We start from the raw sequence: 2,806 nt of genomic DNA on the forward strand, positions 1-2,806 counted from the left end.
AGAAAACATCTCATAGCCATTTACAAACATCCTTTTGTACCAAGAAGAGACGTAGATGTAGTGGTTCCACCCGGAGATTATTTTGTGATGGGAGACAATAGAGACAACTCAGAAGACAGCAGATATTGGGGTTTCGTACCAAGAAAAGACTTAATAGGCGATGCTTTTGTGATTTATTTTTCTGGTCATGTCCCTTCTCTTACCACCGCTGAAAACAACCCTCTAATCGGTATAAGACAGCTCCTTCTAGCCCTTATAAGCCCAAGGATAGATAGAATAGGTATGCAGCTGATGAGAAGGTGATTGTTGTGGGAAGAGATTTAACCTTTGATAATGTTTATTAGCAAATACGTGATTTTATAAGAGTAGAAAACGGCACTGTTGATATCTTCAGCATATTCATATGTAGAACCTGTTGGTGTAGCTATGCTAAAAGCTATAAAACAATAAGCAAAAGAGGTTAACTTTAGTAATTATATGTTTTATTTTTTAAAACTTCCAACTCCTTCAATATCATAATAAGCTTAACTAGATAATCATGTTGTAAACCTTCTCTTTTAAGGCATTTTGGTAGTTTTTAAGCTTTTCAAAAAGATAATCGTATTTGATAGAAAGTATTCTTACGGCTAAAAGAGCAGCGTTGTGAGCGTTTCCAATGGCGACGGTAGCCACTGGTATACCTTTTGGCATCTGGACTATAGAGTAAAGAGAATCAACGCCCATAAGGTGCTTTGTGGGGATTGGGACACCTATTACTGGAAGCGTTGTAATGGATGCCACCATGCCAGGTAAATGAGCAGCTCCGCCAGCACCTGCTATTATCACTTCTATGCCTCTTTCTTTTGCTGTCTTAGCGTATTCATACATCAAATCTGGAGTCCTGTGAGCGGAAACTACCTTTTTCTCGTAAGGGACTTCAAACTCTTCCAACACCTTTGCCGCCTCTTCCATATATTCCCAATCCGACGAACTTCCCATTATTATGCCTATCATTCTACATATTATAATCTATTAAAATGTTATAATAAGAAGATGTTTAGCAAAAGGATTAAGCTTTTAAAAGCCTATAAAACAGAGACAACTCCTTGCAATATAAAGCTTTCTTCCAACGAAAACCCTTTTGATTTGGATGAGTCTATAAAGTTGGAGCTTTTAGATGTTATAAAATCCATAGAGTTTAACAGATACCCAGACCCGCATGCTACAAAGCTAAGGCAAACCTTGGCAAAGCTTTACGACGTAGAGCCGGAAAATATAATGGTTTGCAACGGCTCTGATGAAGCCATACAGTATCTTATGCTTGCAATAGGAGAGCTTGATGAAGAGGTACTGATACCAAAACCAACGTTTCCAATGTATGAAGTTATAGCAAATGCACTTGGAAGACCTATAAGTGAGGTAACGTTAGATAAGAATTTTCAGATGGAAAAAAATGCTCTTCTTAAAGCTGTTGAGAGCAAACCTTCTTTAGCTTTTATATCAAATCCAAATAATCCCACCGGTAATTTGTTTGATGATGAAGATATAGCGTTTATAAGAAAGCACACTTTCACTGTGATAGATGAGGCGTATTATGATTTTTGTGGTAAAACTTATATAAAAGATGCTGTGAGAGATGAAAAAATAGCGGTTATGAGAACTTTGTCCAAAATAGGTCTTGCATCTTTGAGAGTTGGCGCTCTTATAGGTACAAAAGAGTTTATAAGAGAAATCTCTAAGTTAAAGATGCCTTTTAACGTATCATCCACATCTCAAGCTATGGCAGATTACATCATTTCAAACCACATAGACAACATCAAAAATCAAATAAAAGCTTTAATAGATGAAAGGCATAGGCTAAAAGAAGCTCTTTCTGAGATAGAAGGTATAAAAGTATACGATTCTTGTGCAAACTTTTTCCTGATCAAGGTAAAAGATGCAGATTTTGTTCATAAAAGCCTTATACAAAAAGGTATTTTAACAAGAAACATATCTTACCTCCCAAACCTTGAAAACCATATAAGGATAAGCGTTGGTAAGAAAGAAGAAAACGACGCTCTTATAAAAGCTTTAAAAGAAATAGCCGTATGAGTGAGGAATGTCCAGTAAGTATAACACTAAACATATTGAATGGCAAATGGAAGCTACTTATCATAAAAGAACTCTTGACGGGCAAAAAGCGCTTTTCGGAACTAAAAAAGTCTATGCCAGAGGTAACTCAAAAAATGCTCACCAAACAACTAAGAGAGTTAGAGTGTTACGGCCTCATAGAGAGGAAAGTATATCCTGAAATTCCACCGAAAGTGGAATACTTTCTTACGCCTCTTGGAGAGAGTTTAAAACCTGTTTTAGATATATTGCATCAATGGGGTGAAGAGTATATTAAAAACTATAAAAACTCTTAAAGATTTTTGATAAAATAATATAGTTTAGGAGAGGTGGCTGAGTGGCCGAAAGCGGGTGATTTGAAATCACTTGTGGGTTGACGCCCACCGGGGGTTCGAATCCCTCCCTCTCCGTTTAAATCTTTTGAAAATTAATATTATAAAAGCCATTGCTGAACAATCTTTGCTTTCCGTATGTCTTTAATCATCAAGCATATTTACTTTATTATCAACTTATTTTAATTCACCTAAACTCGTTATGTCACATTTATGTCACAGTCTGATTATTAATGATTTCTGGACTGTTGTAAAATATAAGGTATTGATAATTCGTAGTGTTAACGTTGTAGAATGTTTGTTTAATAAACACTGTGTCATTGTATTGTGGCACACAAATTATGATGTTTATTGTATTATCTTACCAACAATCTCCTTCAAAACTA

General features: G+C 35.7%; 4 protein-coding genes and 1 tRNA gene. 4 read left to right on the forward strand and 1 reads right to left on the reverse strand.

Annotated features, from left to right (window positions below):
* Window positions 1-303: signal peptidase I (lepB, locus tag ACP5S8_RS08035; protein WP_461876425.1), on the forward strand; the 303-nt coding region annotated here is incomplete at its 5' end.
* Window positions 304-528: 225 nt separating this feature from the next.
* On the opposite strand, the gene purE is transcribed toward lepB, so the two are convergent.
* Window positions 529-993 carry a 5-(carboxyamino)imidazole ribonucleotide mutase gene (gene purE, locus ACP5S8_RS08040; RefSeq protein WP_461872089.1) on the reverse strand — a complete coding sequence of 155 codons (465 nt, stop codon included), beginning with the start codon at window positions 991-993 and terminating at the stop codon, window positions 529-531.
* A 39-nt stretch (window positions 994-1,032) separates the two neighbouring features.
* Here purE and hisC point away from each other — a divergent pair, with 39 nt between their 5' ends.
* The 3 genes from hisC to ACP5S8_RS08055 all read left to right on the forward strand — a co-directional run bounded on the left by hisC (window position 1,033) and on the right by ACP5S8_RS08055 (window position 2,498).
* On the forward strand, window positions 1,033-2,070 hold the full coding sequence (gene hisC / locus ACP5S8_RS08045) for a histidinol-phosphate transaminase (RefSeq protein WP_461876426.1): 1,038 nt from the start codon (window positions 1,033-1,035) through the stop codon (window positions 2,068-2,070).
* On the forward strand, window positions 2,067-2,384 hold the full coding sequence (locus ACP5S8_RS08050) for a winged helix-turn-helix transcriptional regulator (protein ID WP_461871264.1): 318 nt from the start codon (window positions 2,067-2,069) through the stop codon (window positions 2,382-2,384). Before hisC ends, ACP5S8_RS08050 begins: the two co-directional genes overlap by 4 nt.
* A gap of 27 nt (window positions 2,385-2,411) precedes the next feature.
* Window positions 2,412-2,498, forward strand: a tRNA-Ser gene (locus tag ACP5S8_RS08055).
* Window positions 2,499-2,806 lie beyond the last annotated feature (308 nt).

This window comes from Hydrogenobaculum sp., assembly GCF_049967395.1.
Classification (GTDB): Bacteria; Aquificota; Aquificia; order Aquificales; family Aquificaceae; genus Hydrogenobaculum.